This window comes from Mesorhizobium sp. WSM4830 (assembly GCF_055811495.1).
The window spans coordinates 1-3,329 of sequence record NZ_JBVVQI010000074.1 but is presented as its reverse complement, the minus strand read 5'-3'; the positions used below and the strand labels follow the sequence as shown (position 1 = coordinate 3,329).

Genomic DNA, 3,329 nt, shown 5'->3' with positions numbered 1-3,329 from the left:
CGACCCCGCTGATGTGCTGGCCGATGCGCTTGTCGAGCATGGGCTGCCACGGCACCAGTTGAAACCCGAGCCCGTCGTCCAGCATGGCGAAACGCCCGCTGGCAAGGTTGGCCGAGCCGAGCAGCCTACCGCTGACATGGTTGCCGGGCTGAACGGGCACGAAGGTGAGGCCGCGTGCGGCGGCCATTTGCTTGCCGACCCGCGTGACCTCCTGGCCCTCCAGCGTAGCAACAAGGTCGCGCGCGAAGGTGATCGTCCCGCTCGTCGAATCGCGTTCGGCATGGCCCATCGTGACGAGCTGGGCGGCCCGCCTGTCGAGCGCGGTGTCCACCTCAAGACCAAAACCTGACCTCACCAGCGGCACCGGGCTTGTGGCCGTAAGCTCCCGGTCGAGCCAGGTGGCACCGTCGCTGCCGACCTGCGCATCAAGATCGAACGTCGAAAGCACGCGGACGGAAAAGTCCTTTCCGCGGTTCCGGCCATCGTAGGCGATACCGCGCTCGGACAGGTTTTTTGGAATGCGCCAGTGGTCTTCGTCGATGCGCTCGACATGGCCGGCCCGGCGCAGTGCTTCGAGGCGTCGGACATGGAAACGGACGAAGGCGTCCGGGTCCTTGCCCTGCTGCAAAAATGTCTCGCGGATCGCCTCCAGGTGTTGGCTCGGCCGATAGATGCCGTCCTCGCCCGCTACGCTGCTGATGTTGCGGTCGGCCGCACGTGGCTCCTGCTTTGGCAGGATCGGATCGAGCGCCACGATATGACCGTGCTGGATGTCGTCGAACTTTGCCGCATCCGCGGTCTCGACATAGTGCGTACGCCCGTCGACGCCGTCGATGACCAGCGACAGCCGGTCGCTCATCTCATCACCGGCGAGCCCCTTGGCGAGTACACGGCCGAGGACCGGCTCGGTGATGGTCTTCCGGTGCATGACATATTGCGCAGCACCCCGCTCATCGGCGAGGCCGTGTTCCTCCAGCGCCCGGTGCATGGTCTTGATGATGTCGTTGCGTTCGCCAAGCGCCCGCAGCGTGCTTTCGGCTTTGTCGGAGACCACCCACCGGCCGGGCTCGATCTCGCTCGCCAGGCCGAAGTGCTGCAGTCTCTTCGCCCGATCGATCAGCAGATAGCGGTTACTGGAAATGGTGTAGCTGTCGCTGGCATTGGGACGGAGATCGACAAGATCGTGCTCCTGCTGTTCGGCGACCAGCATGCGGTCGAGCCGGGTCAGCCGTTCGGCTCCGATCTCGTTGGCCAGCTTGCGGGCGACCTCGAGCTCGCTTTGCAACCCAAGCTCCCGTTCCACCAGCTGGCCTGCCCGGTGGCGGATGCCATGGGCGATGTAGTCGCCGGCGATGTTCAGGATCTTGCCGTCGTCGGTGATGCCGCGCACCAGGATATGGGTGTGCGGATGACCGGTGTTGTGGTGGTCGACGGCGATCCAGTCGAGGCGCGTGTTGAGGTCGCTCTCCATCTGCCGCATGAGATCGCGGGTGAAGGAGCGCAGGTCTTCCATATCGGCGGCATCCTCAGGCGCAACGATGAAGCGGAACTGATGGCGGTCGCCGCGCCCGCGCTCGACAAAAGCCTTGCCGTCGGCCTCGTCGTCGACGGCCGAGTACACCCGGCCCTTCTCGCCGTCCCTGGTCACGCCGTCGCGCTGGAGATAGCGCAGATGCGCATCGACGGCCTTGCTGGTCGTCACGAATTTTTGGCCCCGCGCGCTGGTCCTCTTCCCTCGTCCCGGCAGCTTGACGACGCGGGCCTTCACCACGACGCGGCGGGAGCGAAAGCGAACGCCATTGGAGTCCTGCTTCCACCTACCGCCGTCCTTCGGCAATCCTGCCGCCACCTTGCCGCCGCGGCCCCGCGCGTTGAAGCGGCCGCTCCCCTGCCCGTCGTTCCTGCTTGCGCCGAGGCGATTGGGATTGCCGCCCTGCTTGCGGATGGCAATCTCGACCTGGCGCAGAAAGGGCAGCGTGCGCGAATTGACCGGCGTGCTGCTGCGCCGGATCCGGCCAATGCGAACCTCGAATCTGTCGCTGTCACGATCTGCCATGACGACAGCATCGGGAGTCGGATTTGGTGCTTCAAGGTGGCCGGAGCGCCGGGCGTTCTACGGCGCGCAAAGACTTGCTGCGGCGTAGAACAACCGATCGCACATCGCTGCGGCACGACAGCTTTGCTTTTCCAATCAACAGCATAGCCATAGACCGTCAACCCCGCACCTCGCGTCATTCTGCGTTGCGTCGACATCCGCCCGGAAAAACAATGTGCAGACAGACACTTAGAGCAAAGCGAGGGCGAGCGCCAGCTCGCTTTATCTTGCTGTCCTAATCGGTTGTGCTTCCGGTACTCTTTTCACCATCGTCGTCTCTCCTCTTTTTTACTCAAAAACACTTTGCGGCTTTCCGCAACATGCTTGTCCGCGAAACGGCCGAGATCCGGTGCGCCGGTGCGGTCCTCCGCACTCGCCGACGGCGTTTTCGGGCTGCATGCTGGCAGCGCTTTTGCCGTCGGGGTGCAACTTTCCATCGGATTCACGGGGCATCATCACAGGCAGTCCAACGCGGTCCGGCCGTCTTTCGATCGGCTCGGCCGCAAGCAAGATAGCGTGCGTCCCGTCGTTCCTGGTCTGCACCGGTCCTCATCCGCTTCGCAGCGGAGCTCGTGTGTTCAGTTTGCGTCTGTCATGCTGCGCAGTCGTTGCACGTCAAGCGTCGTCGCGCCGTTCATCGGGCTGCGCCAAGCGTTTTCCAGGCCTTGACCCGGGCGCGCGCAACAAGGTCGGTTTCGCGCGCCGCCGGGTCGCCGACATAGCACGTCCCGTCCGTCCACATGGCATGCATGATCACCGCCAGCTTGCGCGCCACCGCGACGGTCGCCATGCGGTGATTGCCCCGCTTCGCGAGCATCGTTCCCCAGCTCCTGAGCTTGTCCTTGCCGCGGAAGCGCGTCATCAGCGCCGACGCCGCCTCGTAGGGGGCGCGCCGGACGTTCCGCGTCGCCGGCCTTCGATATACGCCCCTGCGAGTCGATCGAGGTGCCCGACTGCCAACGCCGCGACGTCAGGCCAAAATAGGCTGCCACGTCGCGCGAGCGGCGGAAGCGGGACGGGTCCTCGACCGCCGTCATGAAGCTCAGCGCGGTCACCGGGCCGACGCCGGGGATCGCCATGAAGCGGTGGCATAGCTCGTCGCGGGCGACGAACCTCACGACCAGCTCGTGCAGCCGGCAGTACTGCTTCCACAGCGCGGCGCGTGCCGTCAGCATGGCGTCCATCAGCTCTGATGTCAGCGCATCGCCAGTCGTCGCATCGCGCACAGCCTGAT

Annotated in this window: 1 protein-coding gene and 1 pseudogene; both read right to left on the bottom strand. The window is 65.0% G+C overall.

Annotated elements, in window-relative coordinates:
* Positions 1 to 2,056: DUF3363 domain-containing protein (locus tag AC0L2Y_RS34325; RefSeq protein WP_473562298.1), on the bottom strand; the 2,056-nt coding region annotated here is incomplete at its 3' end.
* Between the two features lie 673 nt (positions 2,057 to 2,729).
* Positions 2,730 to 3,329, bottom strand: a pseudogene (locus tag AC0L2Y_RS34320) (transposase); the annotation flags it as partial.